This window comes from Tenacibaculum sp. TB-53 (assembly GCF_059716285.2).
This window is the reverse complement of sequence record NZ_CM202790.1, coordinates 467,146-486,350: the sequence shown is the minus strand read 5'-3', so window position 1 is coordinate 486,350 and position 19,205 is coordinate 467,146. Positions and strand designations below refer to the sequence as shown.

The 19,205-nt window shown below is 31.1% G+C and carries 19 protein-coding genes and 1 other RNA gene; 15 read left to right on the top strand and 5 right to left on the bottom strand.

All coding sequences use genetic code 11. From position 1 onward, the window contains the following. Positions 1 to 163 precede the first annotated feature (163 nt). The 7 genes from murQ to AC3VJB_RS02250 all read left to right on the top strand — a co-directional run bounded on the left by murQ (position 164) and on the right by AC3VJB_RS02250 (position 7,574). Positions 164 to 979 carry an N-acetylmuramic acid 6-phosphate etherase gene (gene murQ / locus AC3VJB_RS02280; protein WP_047789627.1) on the top strand — a complete coding sequence of 272 codons (816 nt, stop codon included), beginning with the start codon at positions 164 to 166 and terminating at the stop codon, positions 977 to 979. Then, positions 972 to 1,211 (top strand): DUF6095 family protein, encoded by a 240-nt coding sequence (locus tag AC3VJB_RS02275; protein ID WP_047789626.1) that lies wholly within the window; start codon positions 972 to 974, stop codon positions 1,209 to 1,211. Before murQ ends, AC3VJB_RS02275 begins: the two co-directional genes overlap by 8 nt. Before the next feature lie 3 nt (positions 1,212 to 1,214). Further along, positions 1,215 to 2,267 carry an ATP-grasp domain-containing protein gene (locus AC3VJB_RS02270; RefSeq protein ID WP_497666703.1) on the top strand — a complete coding sequence of 351 codons (1,053 nt, stop codon included), beginning with the start codon at positions 1,215 to 1,217 and terminating at the stop codon, positions 2,265 to 2,267. A 90-nt stretch (positions 2,268 to 2,357) separates the two neighbouring features. Beyond that, a complete protein-coding gene (locus tag AC3VJB_RS02265) occupies positions 2,358 to 3,305 on the top strand; it encodes a phage tail-like protein (RefSeq protein WP_073183252.1) in 948 nt (315 codons plus the stop codon). A gap of 47 nt (positions 3,306 to 3,352) precedes the next feature. Next, positions 3,353 to 4,117 carry a hypothetical protein gene (locus tag AC3VJB_RS02260; RefSeq protein WP_047789624.1) on the top strand — a complete coding sequence of 255 codons (765 nt, stop codon included), beginning with the start codon at positions 3,353 to 3,355 and terminating at the stop codon, positions 4,115 to 4,117. Between the two features lie 20 nt (positions 4,118 to 4,137). Further along, positions 4,138 to 6,408: a hypothetical protein gene (locus AC3VJB_RS02255; protein ID WP_073183257.1), complete on the top strand. Its 2,271-nt coding sequence runs from the start codon at positions 4,138 to 4,140 to the stop codon at positions 6,406 to 6,408. 5 nt (positions 6,409 to 6,413) lie between these two features. Continuing rightward, a complete protein-coding gene (locus tag AC3VJB_RS02250) occupies positions 6,414 to 7,574 on the top strand; it encodes a T9SS type B sorting domain-containing protein (protein WP_167714054.1) in 1,161 nt (386 codons plus the stop codon). Positions 7,575 to 7,592: 18 nt separating this feature from the next. Here the strand turns inward: AC3VJB_RS02250 and AC3VJB_RS02245 are convergent, their stop codons facing one another. Continuing rightward, on the bottom strand, positions 7,593 to 8,087 hold the full coding sequence (locus tag AC3VJB_RS02245) for a DinB family protein (RefSeq protein WP_167714055.1): 495 nt from the start codon (positions 8,085 to 8,087) through the stop codon (positions 7,593 to 7,595). 240 nt (positions 8,088 to 8,327) lie between these two features. On the opposite strand from AC3VJB_RS02245, the gene AC3VJB_RS02240 reads away from it, so the two are divergent. Then, entirely contained in the window at positions 8,328 to 9,044 is a 717-nt protein-coding gene (locus AC3VJB_RS02240; RefSeq protein ID WP_167714056.1) for a hypothetical protein, read from the top strand. Positions 9,045 to 9,099: 55 nt separating this feature from the next. Here the strand turns inward: AC3VJB_RS02240 and rny are convergent, their stop codons facing one another. From rny to AC3VJB_RS02220, 4 genes are all read right to left on the bottom strand, one after another. Next, positions 9,100 to 10,665: a ribonuclease Y gene (rny, locus tag AC3VJB_RS02235; RefSeq protein ID WP_047789620.1), complete on the bottom strand. Its 1,566-nt coding sequence runs from the start codon at positions 10,663 to 10,665 to the stop codon at positions 9,100 to 9,102. A gap of 48 nt (positions 10,666 to 10,713) precedes the next feature. Continuing rightward, positions 10,714 to 10,822, bottom strand: a non-coding RNA gene (ssrS, locus tag AC3VJB_RS02230) — 6S RNA. Between the two features lie 56 nt (positions 10,823 to 10,878). Then, positions 10,879 to 11,169, bottom strand: a complete 291-nt coding sequence (locus AC3VJB_RS02225) for a cell division protein ZapA (protein WP_047789619.1) — start codon at positions 11,167 to 11,169, stop codon at positions 10,879 to 10,881. Between the two features lie 15 nt (positions 11,170 to 11,184). Continuing rightward, the gene (locus tag AC3VJB_RS02220) at positions 11,185 to 11,475 is read right to left on the bottom strand and encodes a coiled-coil domain-containing protein (RefSeq protein ID WP_047789618.1); all 291 of its coding nucleotides are present in this window, start codon (positions 11,473 to 11,475) and stop codon (positions 11,185 to 11,187) included. A 148-nt stretch (positions 11,476 to 11,623) separates the two neighbouring features. On the opposite strand from AC3VJB_RS02220, the gene AC3VJB_RS02215 reads away from it, so the two are divergent. The 7 genes from AC3VJB_RS02215 to AC3VJB_RS02185 all read left to right on the top strand — a co-directional run bounded on the left by AC3VJB_RS02215 (position 11,624) and on the right by AC3VJB_RS02185 (position 19,174). Beyond that, a complete protein-coding gene (locus AC3VJB_RS02215) occupies positions 11,624 to 13,315 on the top strand; it encodes a M23 family metallopeptidase (RefSeq protein ID WP_231128421.1) in 1,692 nt (563 codons plus the stop codon). Between the two features lie 11 nt (positions 13,316 to 13,326). Then, the gene (locus AC3VJB_RS02210; RefSeq protein WP_497666702.1) at positions 13,327 to 15,771 is read left to right on the top strand and encodes a carboxypeptidase-like regulatory domain-containing protein; all 2,445 of its coding nucleotides are present in this window, start codon (positions 13,327 to 13,329) and stop codon (positions 15,769 to 15,771) included. Positions 15,772 to 15,937: 166 nt separating this feature from the next. Next, the gene (locus AC3VJB_RS02205; protein WP_159490654.1) at positions 15,938 to 16,522 is read left to right on the top strand and encodes an SMI1/KNR4 family protein; all 585 of its coding nucleotides are present in this window, start codon (positions 15,938 to 15,940) and stop codon (positions 16,520 to 16,522) included. 125 nt (positions 16,523 to 16,647) lie between these two features. After that, entirely contained in the window at positions 16,648 to 16,974 is a 327-nt protein-coding gene (locus AC3VJB_RS02200; RefSeq protein WP_159490652.1) for a DMT family transporter, read from the top strand. An 8-nt stretch (positions 16,975 to 16,982) separates the two neighbouring features. Further along, positions 16,983 to 17,342: a DUF2200 domain-containing protein gene (locus AC3VJB_RS02195; protein WP_159490651.1), complete on the top strand. Its 360-nt coding sequence runs from the start codon at positions 16,983 to 16,985 to the stop codon at positions 17,340 to 17,342. Positions 17,343 to 17,563: 221 nt separating this feature from the next. Beyond that, positions 17,564 to 18,142, top strand: coding sequence for a non-canonical purine NTP diphosphatase (locus AC3VJB_RS02190; RefSeq protein ID WP_047789613.1), 579 nt, complete (start codon positions 17,564 to 17,566; stop codon positions 18,140 to 18,142). Then, positions 18,143 to 19,174, top strand: coding sequence for a FecCD family ABC transporter permease (locus AC3VJB_RS02185; protein WP_497666701.1), 1,032 nt, complete (start codon positions 18,143 to 18,145; stop codon positions 19,172 to 19,174). Positions 19,175 to 19,205 lie beyond the last annotated feature (31 nt).

The following is a 19,205-nucleotide window of genomic DNA, read 5'->3' as shown; positions in this document are numbered from 1 at the left end:
CTTTTTCTATTAAAAAAGTAAACCAAACAAATTATTAAACAATAATGTCCGCCGAATTATTATTTAACCCCCATTACTTTGTTTTAACTTATAATTATGACACCATAAAATTATAATCACAACAATCTAATTTCTTAAAACTTTTAATTAGTAAATTTGAAGCATGAAGTTTACAAAAACAACCGAACAAGATTCCAACTATAATAATTTGGAAAAAATGAGTGTATCTGAATTACTGTTTAACATCAATAAAGAAGACAAATCAGTTCCTTTCGCTGTAGAAAAAGCACTTCCTCAAATAGAAAAACTAACGAAACATATTGTATTAAAATTAAAAGAAGGTGGTCGATTGTTTTACATTGGTGCTGGTACCAGTGGTAGGCTTGGAATTGTAGATGCTAGTGAATGTCCTCCTACTTTTGGCGTTCCTCACGAGTTAGTTGTTGGATTAATCGCTGGTGGTGATTATGCTATTAGAAAAGCTGTTGAATTCGCTGAAGATTCAACGAATCAAGGATGGAAAGATTTACAAGAGCATCAAATATCATCAAAAGATATTGTAGTAGGTATTGCTGCGTCTGGCACTACACCTTACGTTATTTCTGCTTTAGAAGAATGTAACAATAACGGTATTATTACAGGCTGTATAACCTGTAACCAAGGAAGTCCCTTAGCTTTAACTGCTCAATTTCCTATTGAAGTTGTTGTAGGCCCTGAGTTTGTGACTGGAAGTTCTAGAATGAAAGCTGGAACAGCACAAAAATTAGTATTGAATATGCTTTCTACAGCTAGTATGATTCAATTAGGAAGAGTTAAGGGAAATAAAATGGTTGATATGCAATTGTCTAACAACAAATTAGTAGATAGAGGAGAAAAAATGTTAGCTTCTGAATTAAATATCGACCAAGAAACTGCTAGCGAGCTATTAAAAAAATATAGAAATGTTCGTGAAGCAATAAAAAACTATACAAATGAATAAACCTACTACTTTTGAAGCTGGTATAAAAAAGCTCTTAGTTTTTTTAGGGTTGTTAATTATTTCTCCATTAGTATTAAGTATTGCTTTTAAAGCCTTACGTGCTTTTAAAGATGCTCCAAAAGTTTTTATTGCATATGGTCTGCTCGCAGTTGGTGTGTTGCTAATACTATTTACCGTATATTATGGCTTTAAAACTTTTAAAACTATATTAGACCACCTTTTTAGCAAATAACTTTTGATTAAAAATAGTTCCATAAAAAAAATAACAGACTGGGAGCATTGGCCATCCGCTATGTTTTATCTTCCTAATCTTCCTTACGCTTTTTATCTAGCCTTCAAAGCCAAACATTTAGCTTTTTTTAGTGCAACTAATCCATGTATAAAAAGCTCTGGAAATGGAACTGAAAGTAAGTACGAAACAATTTTATTAGTTCCTGAACAACATAGACCTAAAACAGTTTTAATTAAACCAAAAACTGATTTTAAAACTGTTTGTAAAAATATCAAAGAACAAAAAATTAATTTTCCTTTAATAGCAAAACCCGATGTTGGCTTTAGAGGTTTATTAGTTGAAAAAATAACTACAAAAGAAACACTAAAAAACTATCTTGAAAAATACTCCATTGACATTATTATTCAAGAGTTTTTAGATTATAAAAATGAGTGTGGGATATTTTATCATAGAAACCCAAAGGATGATTCTGGAAAAATTTCTTCATTAACTCTAAAACATTTTTTATCCGTTACAGGAGACGGGACCTCTACTTTAAAAGAATTAATTTTAGCTGATAAAAGAGCTAAATTATACGTCGATTTATTTTTTAAAATTCATCAAAATAAACTTACAGAAATACCTGTTAAAAATGAGGTTATTAAACTTACTGCTATAGGTAATCATTCTAAGGGAACTCAGTTTATTAATGGTAATCATTTAATAAATGATAAACTAACTGACACTTTTGATAAACTAAGTAAATCAATTCCCGGTTGGTATTATGGACGAATTGATTTAAAGTACAATACTTTTGAGGAACTAGAAAAGGGTATTAATTTTAAAATACTAGAAATCAACGGAATTATAGCAGAACCTACTCATATTTACGATTCACAAAATTATACCTATCTAAAAGCCTTAAAAGCTATAAGGGTACATTGGAAATCACTTTTTAATATCGCTATTACGAACCATAAGAATTTCAATACTCCATATAAAAATTCGATAAGTTTTCTTTATGAAATTTTTTTACTAAAAAAATATACAAAAAAAATTAAACGTCTTTCTAAATAAAAAATCTTTCTTACCTTTGTAAGCGAATACATGTCCATGTATTTTTTAAGAATCCCCCCGAGTCTTAAGAACAATTAATTATTTAACTGAATGGAAAGAAGATTACTTTTTTCTTTGATTCTTGTTTGTGCTATTATCCCAACCTTTTCTCAAGTAAAAGTTGGAGATAATCCCTCTTCAATTCATTTAAGCTCTATCCTAGAACTAGAGAGTTCTGACAAAGTTTTAGTTATAAGTAGAATGACCAGCACTCAAATGAATGCAATTCAACCTTTGCGAGGTGCTTTAGTTTTCAACATTGACCAGAATTGTGTTTTCATGTACGATGGTAGCTCATGGAGAAGTTTATGTTCTTCAGGAACTAGAGAAAGTATTGACGTAACTACTTCTTCCACACCTCCTATTGATAATGAAATAGGTGATTTTTGGATTAACGACTCTCAAAATAATACCACCAGTATTTGGGATGGAACAAATTGGATTTCTATAGACAACAACCCTAGAAGAGGAAATGGAACACCTAATAATAGTACTGCCCCGAATCCAAGTTCTGGAGATGTTTATGTAGATACAACCACTGGTATAATTTATGCTTATGATGGTACCACTTGGGTGACATCTAACACAACACCATCTGCAAATAACGGACTTTTAATAAATGCTAGTAATACTATTCAATTAGGTGGTGTATTAATTCAACCTACCACTATTGAAACTAGTACTACAAATACATTAGCTATTAGTGGTTTAGAAAATGGAAGCACTACTACTGATGATATCGTTACAGTAGACAGAACTACTGGCGTTTTAAAAAGAACCGCTGCTTCTAACCTACTAAATGAAGAAGTTATAAAAATTATAGCAACTGATGGTCAGGTAACTTTTACGGGGCTTACATTATATACAACTGATAAAATTAATGTATACAGAAACGGAGTTAGAATAGACTTTACTGTTGATAATGCCACAACAATTACCATAGAACCTGAAGCAACATGCTATGCAGGTGATGAAATACGAATAGTTCAACTTTATTAATAACAATCCTTAATTAAAAATCTTAAAAACAATTTAATTATCAATTCATGAAAACAATTACAAACAAATTTAAATTAACATTAGCTGTCTTAAGTTTATTGGCTATTGGTACTGTTAGTGCGCAAATCACTGGTGTAGATATTGCTCCTGCAAATAAAGACATTCAAACTGGAGTAAATAAAACTATAAGAGTTATAGACAATAAAGGTACTATTAAATACATCCAAACTCAAAATGGTATTACTACATTAACTAATACTACTAACAATACCACTACCACCACTATTCAATTGGGAGGAACTTTAAATAGTGATACTACAATCACTTTAAATGATGGTACTACAGATCATAACTTTACTATTGATGGTATTAATTTTAACCTAAATAATACAGTTGTTGAAAACGGTGCTGCTGCAACTGCTGATGCAGGACAAGCTGATGGTATTTCTACTACTGGTTACACTCTTTTAGTAAGAGATCAAGCTACTGGTCAAGTAAAAAAATTACTGTTAAGTGATTTAATCCAAAGTGGTCATGATATTTTTGATAGTACTACTACACCTGCAGTTGTTGCTACAGCTAATCCTGCTACCTTAACTTTAGTACTTACAAACGCTCCTCAAACATTAGAGTTTAAAAATGTTAGTGTATATAGAAATGGTGCAAAACTGATTGCTAATAGAGATTATAGTATTATAGCTGGGGCAACTGCTACAGACCCTGCCTCTGTTTCATTAGCTCCTACCAATACAGCTCCATATGATTGGTCAATAACTACCGAAGATATTATCGAAGTTCATTGGTCTAAATAATTAAATCTTAATTTACCTTAATGCTTGAAAACATTAAACATATAAAAAGATTTATACTAGCTTTTGCATTGGCACTATCTTCTTTTAGTGCCAATGCACAAGAAGTTAGGGTTATAGATAATAAAGGAACTATTCAAAAAGTAAATAATAATAACGTTACTACTTCTACAACCGCACCAACCAACCCTGTTGAAAATGATGTTTGGTTCGATACAACCAATAGTCAAATAAAAATATATGACACTGTAGACGGTTGGAAGTTAATTAGCTCTACTATTGCTTCTCAAAATATCTATACTGCCAACGGTGATTTAACTTCAAACCGTACTTTAAACGGCACCAATAGCTTTGGTTTAACTTTACAAAACTTAAACTATCTACAACTATTTAGTAACACTATACAAATAAATGGTATTAACAGTACCCAAATAAGTACCACAGGAGGCCCTATGCAACTATCTGCTTCTTCAACAATGCAGTTAACAGCCCCAAGTAATATTATTTTACAAAGTCCTACTGAATTTAACAGTAGCTTATTAGATATTAATAATTCTGCTGGAACTTCTGGTCAAATATTAACCTCTACAGGCACCGGTGTAGATTGGATAGATAATCCTGCTTTGAATAACTGGCTAATTACAGGTAATACTGGAACTACGAATACAAATTTTTTAGGAACGATTGATGATGTTAAAATGCAAATCCGTTCTAATAACGTTTCTATGCTAGAGTTTGGTAGAAGACAAACATTAGGCTTAAACGAACCAACTAGAACTGATTATAACAACCCAAACCAATCGTTAGTATATTTAAATGGTTCTGATGGTGTATCTGCATTACAATTTAGAGCTGACGGTGCTAGCTTTTATAAACCTATGTTTTATACAACTTCTAATGGAAGTTTTAGGTTAAAAGGTAGTTCTGGAGGTACTGATTTTTTTGAAATAGGTTCCGCTGGTCCTACTAATGACGGTCGTTTAGAGTTTGTTATTGCCGATGATGGAAACGAACCTATTGTTTTCAAAAGGTTTGACTATAGAAATGGAGAGTTCTATAAAGAGTTTTTTAGAGTTCAAGGATCTAATGCTACTGAGAATGCTAAAACACGTTTTGGTATTAATATTAATCAGAATCAATATTCTGTAACAGACAATATAAATGCACCTTCAAACGGAGGTGTTACAAACCCTAAATTAATAGCTAATTCGACTTTACAAATTGAGGGATCTGTCTCTAAATCTATTGAACAAATTAACTCTAACACTACACTTAATGAAGACCATCATACAGTAGTTGTTACAGCTAACGTTACAATTAACTTTCCTACAGCAAATACCTGTAAAGGAAGAATCTACATAATTAAAAATGTATCTGGTGGAAACATTAATTCTTCTACTTACAGAAACGAATCAAACACAGATACATCTACGATAAACAATAATACTACATTAAAGGTACAGAGTGATGGAACTAGATGGGTAAGTATTAGTAATATTCTAAATAATATTAACAATAATTGGAAAGTTACTGGTAACTCAGCCACAAATCCTACAAATAATTTTATTGGAACTACTGATGCTCAAGATTTATCTTTAAGAACAAACAATACTGAAGCAGTTAGAATTCTTCAATCTAATCAAAATGTTGGTATAAATACCACTATCCCTTCTGAACGTTTAGATGTAAATGGTAAAGTACGTATTAGAGATATATCTACTGTTACTACAAATAATGATATACTAACAACCAATACAAACGGTGTTGTTGAAAAGAAAAAATTGATTGCCTCTGAAAGTAATAATCAAATTTCTACTGGAGCCAATGGTGGTGTATATTTAGGACCAACTGTATATACTGGTGCTTTTATAATTAATACAAACGGAAATGTTACTATAAATACACTACCTTTTCAACCTTCTCAAATAACTTTTGTAGCTCACGCAAATGTTGAATCTTTTAACTTAGATCTAGACAATAATATAGGTGATAACAACAGAAGCATTGCTAATTCTTTTGGTACAATGAACGGTTTTGCTAGAAATGACTCTGGAACAATAACACAACAAGTTATTTATATTGGAGGTAGTGGTAATTCTATAAATGATATTTCAAGGTTTGCATCTTCTTCAAACTGTATAGGTTTAAGATATAGTGATCAAAATGGTAATGATCTCGGTAAAATTACAGCTTCCATGACCTCTTTTAATACAAATGGTTTTACTATTAATGTAAATAGAACTAATAATGCTAGCTCCGAAAACCTTGTTGTATTATACACAGCATATAAATAGTTTAAATGAAAAATCTATTTTTCATATTATTTTCTAGTTCATTACTTGCTCAAAATGCATTTTACAATGTTGGAAATGTGCAATTACATAACGACGCCAAAATAGGTTTTCATACTAATGTAGTAAATAATGGTACATTAGATAATTACACAGGTTTTGCTGGTTTCTATGCTGATAATGAAGTAAGAACGATTTCCGGTACTAATAGTGTTAGTTTTTTTAATGTAGAAGTTGATGCTTTACAAAATATAGAACTTTACAACTCTTTAAAAATTCGTAATCAATTAGACTTTATAAACGGGCAAATTGTCACACCTAGATTTGACAACTCTATTTCTCTTCAATTTTTAGACTATGATTTTTATGCCGGGGAAGATAACTCTAGACATATTAATGGTTATGCCTTAGTAGAACAAGGAAATAAAAATACTACAAATTTTACATTCCCAATTGGAGATGGAAGTATGTTGCGTCCTATGAGTTTGCCAAACCATGATAAATATTATGTGTTCAAAGGAGCTTATTTTTACGAAAACCCAAATTTTCCTTCAACATTTACTTCAGTTTTTTTAACAGATCAAAAACAAGCTATTATCGAAAACGTAAGTAATATTGAGTTTTGGGATTTAGATGGAAATAATGAAACTCAAATTACATTAACATGGAATAACCGTAGTGATATTACATCAATAGCTAATCAAATTTCTCAATTAATAGTTGTTGGCTGGAGCAAAGCAGAAAATCAATGGGTAAACTTAAATGTAATGCAAGTTACCGGAGACTTGTCTGAAGGAACAATTACATCGGCGGCATTTACACCTAATAATTACGAAGTAATAACTATTGGTTCTTTGTTAAATAATGAAATAAGTAATAACAATAACATTCTAATATCTCCAAATGGAGATAGTCTTAATGACTTCTTGGTCTTTGATGAAGTTAATAACTATACACATAATAAATTAACAATTTATAATCGTTGGGGAAACCTAGTTTATGAAACTTTAAATTACAAGAATAATTGGGATGGAACCTCTAACGGTAGAGCTACACTAAACAAAGAAAGCAAACTTCCTACTGCTACGTATTTTTATTATTTAGAACTAGGTAACTCACCCAATAAGTTAAACGTTATGAAAAAAGGTTGGGTGTATATTAACCGATAAATTATTAATTATTAATTACTACTTTATTAATATTTTCTTAGGTGTTGTAGGATTATACCCAAAATCTGCATCAGGTAACTCTATTCCTAATTGATTTATAATAAAACCTATACTAGCAAAGTGATGTATTGCATGACTATGTGCCTGGATTAAAGCACTGCTTAAAGTATAATTTGCTGTTACTTTCCCTGTTCCTAAATCGTCAGTAACAGAAATAATTTTATCAAAATCTTCTGTCTTCAAACAATATAATTGCTCTATAACTTCATTAAAATATGCTATTCCTGAAGCTGTTTTTTGCTCTGCTAAATGATTACGTTCTCTATCAGAAAAATCAACACAGTTTTTACTTAGCCCATTAAAAATGCAGTTAAAAACGTCTAAAATATGTCTCATATTGGCCCCTATGCTCGAATAATAAGGCGGAATAGATGTATCACTATATTGTTCATCACTAATTGCTTCTAATAATTTAATCCCTCTTTGTAAATTTTTATCAATAGCTGCTATCATTCGTAAGTATAAGTTTTCAAGTAAGTCGTATAAATATAGAACTTTTTACGGGGAGAAATAAATTATTTTTTAAATCCTAAAAAAGACACTAAATATCAGTAGTTTAAAGTAAAAAATCACTTTATATTATTACTTTTAAAAAGCTTTAAAATATTTTTTGGCACGTTCTTTGGAAAATTACATAACAACTGCGGAAGCCGAAAAGCATATAGAGTAAGCATAACCCTAAAATTAGCAATTATGAGAACAGGGATACTTTTATTATTAGCAATGATGTCATTAACAACTGTAAATGCCGACAACATTGAAAAATCAACTAGCAAAATTGGGGTTACATACCGTTATAATGAAGCGGTTACCTTTGTAGAAAGAGGAATCCAATTTCATGTGTTTTTAAATGGAGATTTCGATTTTAACACTCACTACGATAGATATTCTGACTATGGTGTACGTATAAAACGAGATAGAAGAGGACGTGTTAGAAGTGTTGGAAACGTATATATAAATTACGATGCCAGGGGAAATGTAAAAAGAATTGGTAGTGTATTTATGAGATACAAATTCGGAAACTTATTTAAGGTTGGAAATCTACATATTCAATATGATAGATGGGGAAAGCCAAGGTTTAGAGGACATGTAAAATCAGGAGGACATCACTATTATGGAAATGATCATTATTATTACGATGATGGAGTTGATGTAAATATCGACATAAACATAGGAGATATTTTTGATTATGACGATGTATATTTTTACAGAAAAGACTTTAGAAGAAACTATCGTCAGTTTAGAGAAGATAAAAACTTTTATTACTACAGAGCATTACCTAATGCAAAAATTGGCAAGCGTAGTAAAGTTATAAAAAGACGTAAACATAAAATTTACAAAAACGACAACAATAAATATAGAAAAGGAAAGCCTGAACAAAGAGGTAAATCAAGAAGAAACCATGATTAAACAAAAATCCCTCATCAAAATTGATGAGGGATTTTTATATTTTATAATTTAATAATTACTTCGCTACATTTACTGCTCTTGTTTCTCTAATTACAGTAACTTTAACCTGTCCTGGATACGTCATATCATTCTGAATTTTTTGAGAAATATTAAATGATAATTCAGCAGCTTTAGTATCGTTAACTTTAGCACTTTCTACCATAACTCTTAATTCACGCCCCGCTTGAATTGCATAAGCTTTTTGAACTCCGTTAAATCCAAAAGCAATATCTTCTAAATCTTTTAAACGTTGAATATAAGAATCTAATACTTGACGACGTGCACCAGGTCTTGCTCCTGAAATTGCATCACAAACTTGAACAATAGGAGCTATTAAACTCTTCATCTCAATTTCATCGTGGTGAGCTCCAATTGCATTACATACATCTGGCTTCTCTCCGTACTTTTCAGCCCATTGCATCCCTAATAATGCGTGTGGTAATTCGCTTTCTGTTTCAGGTACTTTACCTATATCGTGTAATAAACCTGCACGTTTAGCTGCTTTAGCATTTAATCCCATTTCAGCTGCCATAATACCACAAAGATTTGCTACTTCACGTGAGTGTTGTAATAAATTTTGACCATAAGAAGAACGATACTTCATACGTCCTACAGTTTTAATCAATTCGGGGTGTAAACCATGAATTCCTAAATCAATAACAGTACGTTTACCAACTTCAATAATCTCCTGAGTGATTTGTTTTTCGGTTTTCTTTACGATCTCTTCAATTCTTGCTGGGTGAATTCTTCCGTCTGTAACTAATTTATGCATTGATAAACGAGCAATTTCACGACGAACAGGATCGAAACACGATAAAATAATTGCCTCTGGCGTATCATCTACAATAATCTCAACTCCAGTTGCAGATTCTAAAGCTCGAATATTACGTCCTTCTCTACCAATAATTCTACCTTTAACGTCATCTGATTCTAAATTAAATACCGACACACAATTTTCTACAGCTTGCTCTACTCCTACTCTTTGTATAGTGTTTAAAACCACCTTACGAGCTTCTTGTTGCGCTGTCATTTTAGCTTCTTCAATGGTATCTTGTATGAAAGACATTGCATCAGATTTTGCCTCATCTTTTAATGATGCAACTAATTCTGTCTTAGCTTCATCTGCAGATAAACCTGAAATTTGCTCAAGCATGTCTACATGACGCTTGTGCATTTTTTCTAGCTCAGATTCTTTTTTTTCTAAGAACTCTAATTTATAATCAAAATCAGCTTCTTTTTTTTCTAATTGTTTATTAAGTTTTCTGTTCTTATCTAGTTCTGATGATACTTGACTCTCTTTATCTCTAATTCTTTTTTCTACATCAGAAACTTTCTTTTCTCTAGATAAAATTACTTTTTCATGCTCTGATTTTAATTCTATAAACTTCTCTTTGGCTTGTAATATTTTATCTTTTTTTATTGCTTCAGCCTCTACTTTAGCTTCTTTAAGAATGCTATTAGCCTCTTTTTTTGTTTCTTGTATTAATTTATTTGCATTAGATTTTTCTAACATTTTAGCAATAAAAAAACCTACTGCTACACCTATAATTCCTGCTAAAACAGGAAATAATATTCCCTCCATAATTTTGATTTGATTGTATAAAAAAAGCCCACATTAATAGGGTTTTAAAAACTCCAAAATAACAAGTTTAGGATTAACTGATTGATCAAGGATCCGAGGTAAAATCGGCTTGCTTTACTAATCACGACTCATCCTTTATAATTGAATAACGTTGAGTTTAACAAACAATGTACTAATGTAGGCAGTATATTAAATAATATATTTTAAAGAACGTTATAATAAATGATCTTCTAGCAAGTTAGTCAATTCATTTATCTTTTGCAATACTTCGGCTTTTTCTTTAGTATTTTTTAACGATACTATTTCTGCTTTTGATGCAAACTGTAAAGCACTCATTGCTAAAACATCTTGCTTATCTGCTACCGCATAATTTTGTTCAAACTTGGCTATTAATTCGTTAATACTTTTTGCTGCTTTTCGTAATCCTTCTTCTTCATCTGTACTATTTACACTTAATGGATATGTTCTCCCAGCAATTACCACATTAACTTTTATTTTTGCCATGCAAAAAAACTTATATTATGTATTCAAAAGGGTGATGCACTTATCAATCTCTCGAATTAAAGTATTTATTTTGAGTTTTGTTTCTCTTGTACTTTCGTTACTGCCCTCAATAGTTTTTGCAACTTTCAGCAAATTAAATTGTTTTTGCTGTTCTTCTAATTGCCTCTCTTTTTCCTGTAATAAAACTTGTAACTCTCCGTTATTTTGAAGTAAAACTCTATTTTCTTCTTTCAAAAACTCGTAGTTCGAAAGTAAGTCCTTCAATCTATCTTCCAGTAAATGAACTGCTTTTAAAGGGTTACTCATTTATTTTAGAGAATAAAACTATATTTACAAAGTTATTAATATAACTTATAATTAGCAACTCTTTTAGTGTTTTTTACTAAATTACTGATTTTAAATCTTTAACAGCTTTAATAGAATTTTATTAGTTTTGCTTTAAAACTGTTGCATTTTGAAATTTTATTTTTCTCTTATTCTATTTATCTTTTTTATTAGCGGACAAGCTCAAAATAAGTATCCGCGAAACTATTTTTCAAACCCTTTAAAAATTCCTATTGTATTGTCTGGTACTTTTGGAGAATTACGAAGTAACCACTTTCATTCTGGAATAGATATTAAAACTCAAGGTAAAGAAGGTATTCCTATTTACGCTCCTGCTAATGGATATGTTTCTCGTATAAAAGTGCAGCAATATGGTTTTGGAAAGGCTTTATATATAACGCACCCTAACGGTTATACAACTGTATATGCACATTTAAAACGTTTTGAACCAAGCATTCAACAGTATGTAAAAAGTATTCAGTACAAAAAAGAAAAATATAGTACAGGAAACCTTTTTCTTAAATCAGATAAATTCCCTGTAAAAAAAGGGCAACTTATTGGTTATACTGGTGATACTGGTAGTTCTGGAGGTCCGCACTTACATTATGAAATTCGAGATACTAAAACAGAATATATTATTAACCCAATGCATTTTGGTTTAACAGCTGAAGACGATAAAACTCCTACTGTTCAAAAATTAGTAGCCTATCCATTAAGTGATGATGCTAGAATTAATAATTCGGCATTAAAATCTGTTATTTCATTTAAAAATAATGGTGAAGGTAATTATGTTGCCGAAAAAATTACTGCCAGTGGCACTATTGGTTTTGGTATTAGCGTGTTTGACCGATTAAATGGTGCTTTAAATAAAAATGGAATTTATAGTTTAGAAATGAAAGTAAATGGTAAACGTGTGTATTATCATGATGTTGAAACCTTTTCTTTCGCAGAGAGTAAATATATTAACTTATTAATTGACTATAAGCATTATAAAAAATATAGAGATAGAGTACAAAGAACACACAAGGTAAACGCAAATAGACTTAGCTTATATGAAGATTTAATAAACAACGGAAAAATATATATTGAAAACGGAGCTAATTACAATATTGAGATTATAGCCAAAGACTTCAAACATAACACTTCTAAAGTAAGGATACCAGTTAGAGGAACTGCAAGCAATTTAGTATTTAAGGGAAAAGATACTACTAACTATAAAATTATAGCAACTAACTTTAATAAATTTCATCAAAAAAATGTAACAGCTGCTTTTCCTAAAAACACTTTTTATAAAGATTGTTTCATTGATTTTAAAGTTGAAAATGGTACTGCAAAAATTCACGACCCTACAATTCCTTTAGACAAACGTTATACACTAACTTTTGAGACTTCTTTTTTAACAGAAGATCAAAAACAACATGTATATATCGCTAATGTTACAAACCCTAAATATCCAAGATACACATCTACAAGAAAAAAAATTGACAAAGTATATACTACCACTAAACTCTTAGGTAGTTATGCTTTACGTTTTGACACAGGAAAACCAACTATTCAGCTATACAATTTTAGTAACAATCAGTGGATTTCTAAAAATAAAACACTGAAAGTTAAAATTGGGGATAAAGAAACGGGAATAAAAAATTACCGCGCTACTATTGATGGTGAATGGATTTTAATGGAGTATAACCATAAAAAAAGAATACTTACATACGATTTTAATGATAAAAAGTTGGTTGGTAGTAAACATATTTTTAAACTTGTAGTCTCTGATAATGTGGGTAATACTGAAACAGTTTCAGCAACATTTTTCAGAAAGTAAACTAAACAAGCTTGAAAAAATTTATTCTTTTATTACTGTTCCCTTCACTCGTTTTTGCACAAAAAACAGCTACAGTAAAAGGAATCATTACCAATAAATTCAATACACCAATTGAAGGAGTTGCGATTTCCTATTTATCTAAAGGAACTACTACCGATGCTAATGGAATGTATCAATTTACAATTCCCATCCGTAAAACTGTTACTGTTACATTCACACATGTTTCTTATAAAACTTTGGTGAAAAAATTCACTTCTAGAGGAAAAAGAAACTTTAACTTCTCTCCTACTTTACAAATTAAGAGTGAAAAATTAGAAGAAGTTATCGTTAAAAGCCAACAAAAAGAAGCCCAAGGAATTACCAAAATAAAAACTAAAAAAGTAAAAAACATACTTGGTGCTAATGCTGGTGTTGAAAATATATTAATGACGCTCCCTGGAGTTAGTAACGACAACGAATTAAGCACTCAATACAATGTTCGGGGTGGTAATTTTGATGAAAACCTAGTATATGTTAACGGAATTGAAGTGTATCGTCCATTTTTAATCCGCTCTGGTCAACAAGAAGGCTTAAGTTTTACCAATCCGCATATGATTCAGAATATCAATTTCTCTGCAGGTGGATTTCAAGCAAAATATGGAGACAAACTATCTTCTGTACTAGACATTACCTATCGAAAACCAACTAACTTTGGCATACAATTAGATTTGAGTTTGTTAGGAGGAAGTTTTACTATTGAAAATACTTTTGCTAATAATAAACTAAGTGCAATTGTTGGTGTTCGTTACCGTGATAATAGCTTATTTGTAAATAGTAAACAAACCGAGGTTAACTTTAGACCTCAATTTACAGATGTCCAATCATTTTTAAGCTACCAAGCAACCAGAAAACTTACATTAAATTTCTTAGGAAATTTCTCTCTTAACAACTATAATTACAAACCACTAACTCGTAAAACCCGATTTGGAACCTTAACAAATCCACTAGAATTAATCGTTTTTTATCAAGGGCAAGAAAAAGATCGTTTTCAAACCTTATTTGGAGCGCTCTCTGCTGACTATCAAGTTAACGACAATCTAAAACTTACTGGTACTATTTCTTCTTTTAATACACAAGAAGAAGAATATTTTGATATTGCTGCCGCTTACGCCATAGGTGAAGTAAATAGTAATATTGGTTCTGAAAATTTTGGTGAAGTTGAATTTTCTCAAGGAATTGGTTCGCAAATTAATCATGCTCGTAACGACTTGGATGCTTTAATCAGCAATATTCAACTAAAAGCTACTTTAAAAGATGGTAATAATGAATGGAAAGCTGGTATTAAATACCAAAAAGAAAATATTAAAGACCGTATTCGTGAATGGGAAGTAATAGATTCATTAGGCTTTTCTGTTCGTCCACCACACCACACCGGAAATAATCAACCATACGAACCTTTTACAGGTCCTATTGAGCCTTACAGAAATGTGAGAGCAGAAAATGAAACAGACATTAACCGTATTACTAGTTTCTTACAATTCAGTAGAAAAGCAATGTGGAATGACCACCAAGTTTGGATGAATATTGGAGTTCGTTCTCATTATTGGTCTATAAAAACAGCTTTTACTAATAATTTTTCTCAAACAACCTTTAGTCCTAGAGTACAATTTGCTATTAAACCTGATTGGGAGAGCGATATGCTATTTAGAATATCTGGCGGATGGTATTCACAACCTCCATTTTATAAAGAATTACGTGATTATGACGGACAAGTACACCCCAAAGTAAAAGCGCAAAAGTCAATTCACATAGTTGCTGGGAATGAATATAGTTTTAACGTATGGGAACGCCCTTTTAAGTTAGTTACTGAACTTTATTACAAAGATTTATCAGATGTAAATGCTTACTCTGTTGATAATGTCCGTATTCGTTATCGCGCAGACAATGTTACTAATGCCTATGCTTATGGTTTAGATGTTCGTTTAAACGGAGAGTTTGTACCTGGTAACGACAGTTGGGTTAGCTTTGGTTATTTAAAAACCGAAGAAAATATTAACAATAGAGGTTATATTGCTCGACCAACTGATCAACGTTTAAAATTTGGTGTATTATTTCAAGATTATGTGCCTAACTTACCTGACTTAAAAGCTTATCTAAACCTTGTTTATAACACTGGGTTACCTGGCGGTGCTCCTGCTTACGCTGATGTATATCAATTTCAAAATCGTTTGAACGATTATAAACGTGCCGATGTAGGAATTTCTTATGTTTTTGCTGATGCTAACAAACAACATAAAACTGGATTCTTACGTAACTTTAAAGAACTTACCGCTGGTTTAGAATTATTTAACATTTTCGACATCCGTAACTCCAACACCAATACATGGGTACGTGATGCTTACAGTAAAAACCAATACGGTATTCCTAACTATATGACAGGAAGAGTGTTGAACTTTAAGTTAGGAGTACAATTTTAGTCTTCTCTACTCTTTTTTAACGAAAAATTAGCGAAAAAACTTCCTTAAGCATTTTCCACACATAGTACTTTAGCTTAAAAATTTAAATAGTTCTGTGAAAAGCTCTATCTATTTTTTTACAAGAAGTCTAGTAAGCATTAATATTACATTACAAAAAATAATTACAATGAAAAATCAAAAAATTGAAATAGAAAATTTATGGAACCGTTTTAAAAATTGGGTTTCTTCTAATGCTCCTCATTTATCTGAAGAGCTTCAGCCTGCAATTCAACCAGAAGAAATAAAACAATTACAACAAACCATACAAACAGAACTACCTGAAGACTTTATAGCCTTTTTAAGTATACACAACGGTCAAAACAGAAATGCCGAAGGCTTAATAGATGCTGAAGAGCTACTTTCTTCTAATAGAATAATTGATGAATGGAAAATTTGGTATGATTTATATGAGGGTGGAGATTTTGAAGATAGTGAAGCTGAACCCGATGAAGAAATTAAAGACTTTTGGTGGAACCCTAAATGGATTCCAATTACTTATGATGGTTCTGGAAATCATCTATGTATAGATATGGATCCTACAGAAAATGGAACTAAAGGACAGATAATAAGAATGTGGCACGACGATAGTGTAAGAGAGTATATAGCACCTTCTTTTAAGGTTTTCTTTGAGAACTATTGTACCAATCTTGAAAACAACAAATATGTATATTCTAACGAGTGGGGAGGAATAATTATTAAAGAAGATTTGTAAAACCTTTAACTCAGCTCAATAGCAGTAATATTTTAACTTCAAAATAAAACAAGTGAAAAGATAGCACACCTTAGCTTGTAATTGAATAAAGTTATTGTATTTTAGTATCTAAAAAGCAATTACAAATGAATTGGATTTTGTTAATTATAGCTGGTTTATTTGAAGTAGCTTTTGCAGCTTGTCTTGGAAAAGCTAAAGAAACTACTGGAATAGAAGCCACATATTGGTATATTGGCTTTTTAATCTGTTTATCTATCAGTATGTTGCTTCTCATAAAAGCAACCCAAGAGCTACCTATTGGAACTGCCTATGCAGTTTGGACAGGAATTGGTGCTGTAGGAACAGTACTAATTGGAATTTTAGTTTTTAAAGAACCCGCTACATTTTGGCGATTATTTTTTATCACAACATTAATTACTTCGATTGTAGGACTCAAAATCGTTTCACATTAACCTAAGTCATGAAAACAACACCCAAACACGACGAAAGAATAGCGAGCATGACTTTTGCTTCTGTTTACCCTCATTATGTTACTAAAGTTGAGAAAAAAGGAAGAACAAAAGAGGAGTTACACCAAGTAATTGAATGGCTTACTGGTTTTAACAATCAAAAATTAAACAAATTAATTGATCAAAAAGTAACTTTTGAATCCTTCTTCAAAGAAGCCGACTTAAATCTAAATGCTCATTTAATTACAGGAGTTATTTGTGGTTATCGAATAGAAGAAATCGAAACTCCGTTAACGAAGCAAGTTCGTTATTTAGACAAGCTTGTAGATGAATTAGCTAAAGGTCGTAAAATTGAGAAAATTTTACGATAAACCTTTTAATTTTTCTTTTTAAAAGTTATATCGGTTTCTTTGTTATTTGAATAAAAGAGGCCTTGAACCCTTTTTAGGGCACTTAATAACCCTTAACCCTACCTTCACACAACACCTCTTTATTTACAAGACTTTCAAGACGAAGGCCTTTTTTATAAAAATAAAAACACCAGCAAAGATGATAAAAATTGAATACATTTGCTTTTGTTAATTTTCAACACATGAAACTAGTTTTTGCTACTAACAATCTAAACAAACTTGCTGAAGTACAAAAAATGTTACCTAACTCTATTGAGTTACTTTCTTTGAAGGACATCGATTGCTTTGATGATATTGAAGAAACCGCAACTACTTTAGAAGGAAACGCCAAAATTAAAGCAAATTATATTACTGAAAAGTTTGGATATAATTGTTTTGCCGACGATACAGGTTTAGAGGTAGAAACTTTAAATGGAGAACCAGGAGTATATTCTGCTCGCTATGCTGGTGAACCTGCTAATGCAGAAAACAACATGCAAAAACTATTAACAGCGTTAAACAATAAAACTGATAGAAATGCTCAATTTAGAACTTCTATTTGTTTAAATTTAGATGGAAAACAATTTTTATTTGATGGAGTTTGTAAAGGAACCATTTTAACATCTAAGCAAGGTGAACAAGGTTTTGGATATGATCCCATTTTTCAGCCTGAAGGATACAATAAATCATTTGCAGAAATGACTTCAGAAGAAAAAAACAAAATAAGTCATAGAGGATTAGCTATTCAACAATTAGTCGCTTTTTTAAAATCAATTAGCTAATTGAATTTATCAAAAACATACACAGTTCACTTTTTACTTTTATCAGTTTTACTGATTATTTTTCTACTACTAAACATTAGTTTAGGTTCCGTATCTATTCCTTTAAAAGAAATTTTCAACTCCTTATTTGGTAACCCTGTTGTAAAAGATAGTTGGGAAACCATTATCATTAATTACCGCTTGCCAAAAGCAATTACAGCAATGCTAGTTGGGTCAGGATTAGCTATAAGTGGTTTATTAATGCAAACATTATTCAGAAATCCACTTGCAGGCCCTTTTGTATTAGGAATATCTTCTGGTGCAAGCCTTGGTGTAGCATTACTCATTTTAGGTTCTAGTGTTTTTGGAGGATTTTTTCTTGTAGCTATTTACTCTAACTGGGCATTAGCCATTGCTGCAAGTGCAGGATCTTTCTTAGTATTATCAGCAGTTATCATAGCTGCAAATAGAGTTCGTAATACGATGTCTATTTTAATTATTGGATTAATGTTTGGCTCATTAACATCAGCAGTTATTAGCGTATTAGCTTTTTTTAGTGAAGCTGAACAAATACAACAATATTTATTTTGGAGCTTTGGAAGTTTGGGGAATCTAACTTGGACTGAACTTTCTGTTTTTGGAATTATTTACCTTGTAGGAGTTCTTGGAACATTCTCTGTCATAAAACCTCTAAACAGCTTTTTACTAGGCGAAAACTATGCAAAAAGCTTAGGAATTAATATTAAAAAAAGTAGAAATATCATTTTACTAATCACAAGTATTCTTACAGGAGTAATTACTGCTTTTTCAGGTCCTATTGCTTTTGTTGGACTAGCTGTTCCTCACATCGCTAAAATGATTTTTTCTACATCAAACCACAAAATTTTATTACCCGCTGTTGCTTTAATTGGAGCAATTATTCTTTTAATTTGTGACAGTATAGCGCAGTTACCCACAAGCGAATTCACTTTACCTATTAACGCAATAACATCATTATTTGGAGCACCTGTAGTTATATGGCTATTAATTAGGAAGAAGAAAATATATGTGTAAAACTAAGATTATAAACAGTTAAACTAGCAAA

Bases quoted from the DNA above. Each gene is read 5' to 3' on its own strand.
- AC3VJB_RS02245 (WP_167714055.1), bottom strand. From the start codon at position 8,087: ATGATAGCAGCTATTGATAAAAATTTACAAAGAGGGATTAAATTATTA.
- AC3VJB_RS02225 (WP_047789619.1), bottom strand. From the start codon at position 11,169: ATGGCAAAAATAAAAGTTAATGTGGTAATTGCTGGGAGAACATATCCA.
- AC3VJB_RS02250 (WP_167714054.1), top strand. From the start codon at position 6,414: ATGAAAAATCTATTTTTCATATTATTTTCTAGTTCATTACTTGCTCAA.
- AC3VJB_RS02220 (WP_047789618.1), bottom strand. From the start codon at position 11,475: ATGAGTAACCCTTTAAAAGCAGTTCATTTACTGGAAGATAGATTGAAG.
- AC3VJB_RS02205 (WP_159490654.1), top strand. From the start codon at position 15,938: ATGAAAAATCAAAAAATTGAAATAGAAAATTTATGGAACCGTTTTAAA.
- AC3VJB_RS02275 (WP_047789626.1), top strand. From the start codon at position 972: ATGAATAAACCTACTACTTTTGAAGCTGGTATAAAAAAGCTCTTAGTT.
- rny (WP_047789620.1), bottom strand. From the start codon at position 10,665: ATGGAGGGAATATTATTTCCTGTTTTAGCAGGAATTATAGGTGTAGCA.
- AC3VJB_RS02260 (WP_047789624.1), top strand. From the start codon at position 3,353: ATGAAAACAATTACAAACAAATTTAAATTAACATTAGCTGTCTTAAGT.
- murQ (WP_047789627.1), top strand. From the start codon at position 164: ATGAAGTTTACAAAAACAACCGAACAAGATTCCAACTATAATAATTTG.
- AC3VJB_RS02265 (WP_073183252.1), top strand. From the start codon at position 2,358: ATGGAAAGAAGATTACTTTTTTCTTTGATTCTTGTTTGTGCTATTATC.
- AC3VJB_RS02190 (WP_047789613.1), top strand. From the start codon at position 17,564: ATGAAACTAGTTTTTGCTACTAACAATCTAAACAAACTTGCTGAAGTA.
- AC3VJB_RS02200 (WP_159490652.1), top strand. From the start codon at position 16,648: ATGAATTGGATTTTGTTAATTATAGCTGGTTTATTTGAAGTAGCTTTT.
- AC3VJB_RS02240 (WP_167714056.1), top strand. From the start codon at position 8,328: ATGAGAACAGGGATACTTTTATTATTAGCAATGATGTCATTAACAACT.
- AC3VJB_RS02255 (WP_073183257.1), top strand. From the start codon at position 4,138: ATGCTTGAAAACATTAAACATATAAAAAGATTTATACTAGCTTTTGCA.
- AC3VJB_RS02195 (WP_159490651.1), top strand. From the start codon at position 16,983: ATGAAAACAACACCCAAACACGACGAAAGAATAGCGAGCATGACTTTT.